At 70.8% G+C, this 2,339-nt stretch carries 1 protein-coding gene; it reads left to right on the forward strand.

Annotation, left to right across the window (positions count from 1 at the left end):
• Positions 1–2,339 (forward strand): ribonuclease E/G (locus GT042_RS36380; protein WP_161312940.1); only part of this gene is annotated, 2,339 nt, incomplete at both ends.

A 2,339-nucleotide genomic window follows, 5' to 3' on the forward strand; every position in this document is an offset into this window, starting at 1 on the left:
AGTCCGCCGAGCCCGCCGAGGCCCCGCGCGCCGTCGAGGCGCCGGCCGCCCAGGAGCAGCACGCCGACGACACCGAGCAGGAGGCCGACCAGGGCGCCGAGGGCGCCGACGGTCCCTTCGACGACGGTGACGAGTACGGCGACCGCCCGTCGCGCCGCCGCCGCCGGGGTGGCCGTCGCCGCCGTCGCGGTGAGTCCGCGGAGGCCGACGACACCCAGGACGAGCAGTCGGACGACCGGCACACAGACCGGCACACCGATCAGCACACCGACCGGTCCGCCGACCGCACCCACGACCACGGCGAGGACGAGCCGGAGCGGTCGTACGACGACAGCGACGAAGCCTCCTACGACGACGGCGACAACGGGTCGGGCGCCGGTTCCTCCAGCAGCCGCCGCCGTCGCCGCAGGCGCCGTCGCAGCGGTGACAGCGGCCCCGAGGCCGAGAGCACGCAGAACGGCCAGGACGACCCGGAGCGTACGGTCGTCAAGGTCCGCGAGCCGCGTGAGCGGCGCGCCAAGGAGACCGACCGCGAGCGCGAGATCCACAGCGGCTCCGACGAGGTGCAGTCCATCAAGGGCTCGACCCGCCTGGAGGCCAAGAAGCAGCGCCGCCGCGAGGGGCGCGAGCAGGGCCGCCGCCGGGTGCCGATCATCACCGAGGCGGAGTTCCTCGCCCGCCGCGAGGCCGTCGAGCGTGTGATGGTCGTACGGCAGAACGGCGAGCGCACCCAGATCGGCGTCCTCGAGGACAACGTGCTCGTGGAGCACTACGTCAACAAGGAACAGGCCACCAGCTACGTCGGCAACGTCTACCTGGGCAAGGTGCAGAACGTACTGCCGTCCATGGAGGCCGCGTTCGTCGACATCGGCAAGGGGCGCAACGCCGTCCTGTACGCCGGTGAGGTCAACTTCGAGGCGCTGGGCATGGCCAACGGCCCGCGCCGCATCGAGACCGCGCTCAAGTCCGGCCAGTCGGTGCTCGTCCAGGTGACGAAGGACCCGATCGGCCACAAGGGCGCGCGTCTCACCAGCCAGGTGTCCCTGCCCGGCCGTTACCTGGTCTACGTGCCCGAGGGCTCGATGACCGGCATCAGCCGCAAGCTGCCCGACACCGAGCGGTCCCGGCTCAAGTCCATCCTCAAGAAGATCGTCCCCGACGACGCCGGTGTCATCGTCCGTACGGCCGCCGAGGGCGCCAGCGAGGACGAGCTGCGCCGTGACGTCGAGCGCCTCCAGGGCCAGTGGGAGGACATCAAGAAGAAGTCGAAGAGCGGCAACGCCCCGACGCTTCTCTACGGTGAGCCCGACATGACCGTCCGGGTCGTCCGCGACATCTTCAACGAGGACTTCACGAAGGTCATCGTCAGCGGCGACGACGCGTGGCAGACCATCCACGGGTACGTCGCGCACGTCGCGCCGGACCTCTCCGACCGGCTGACGCGCTGGACGAGCGAGGTCGACGTCTTCGCGACGTACCGCATCGACGAGCAGCTGATGAAGGCGCTGGACCGCAAGGTCTGGCTGCCGAGCGGTGGTTCGCTGGTGATCGACAAGACCGAGGCCATGATCGTGGTCGACGTCAACACCGGGAAGTTCACCGGCCAGGGCGGCAACCTGGAGGAGACCGTCACCAGGAACAACCTGGAGGCGGCCGAGGAGATCGTGCGCCAGCTGCGGCTGCGCGACCTCGGCGGCATCGTCGTGATCGACTTCATCGACATGGTGCTGGAGTCCAACCGGGATCTGGTGCTGCGGCGGCTGCTGGAGTGCCTGGGCCGGGACCGTACGAAGCACCAGGTGGCCGAGGTCACCTCGCTGGGCCTGGTCCAGATGACCCGCAAGCGGGTCGGCCAGGGCCTGCTGGAGTCGTTCTCCGAGACCTGCGTCCACTGCAACGGGCGCGGTGTGATCGTCCACATGGAGCAGCCGACGGCGTCCGGTGGCGGTGGCGGGAACAGCAACGCCCACGCCAACGGCAGCGGCGCGGTGAGCGGGAACGGCAAGCGTTCCAAGAAGCGTGGCCGCGGCGGCTCGGCGGGTACGGACCAGGACCACGGTCACGACAGCCATGAGCACGACCACGAGCACGAGTACGCCGACGTGCTGACCGAGCCCGAGCACGAGACGGAGGCCGAACTGGCCGCCGAGGTGGCGACCCCGGTCCCGTTCGCGGTGGCGGAGTTCGCGCCGGACGAGGAGCTGTTCAGCAGCGTGGCGGAGGCCGAGGCCTCCGTACGCGGCCGTTCGCGCCGCCGGGCGTCGCGCAAGGCGTCGGCTCCGGCCGGTTCGCCGAGGGCGGCCGAGGCGGAGGCGGCGGAGATCGTCGTCGAGACCCCC

This window comes from Streptomyces sp. SID3212 (assembly GCF_009865405.1).
GTDB lineage: Bacteria > Actinomycetota > Actinomycetes > Streptomycetales > Streptomycetaceae > Streptomyces.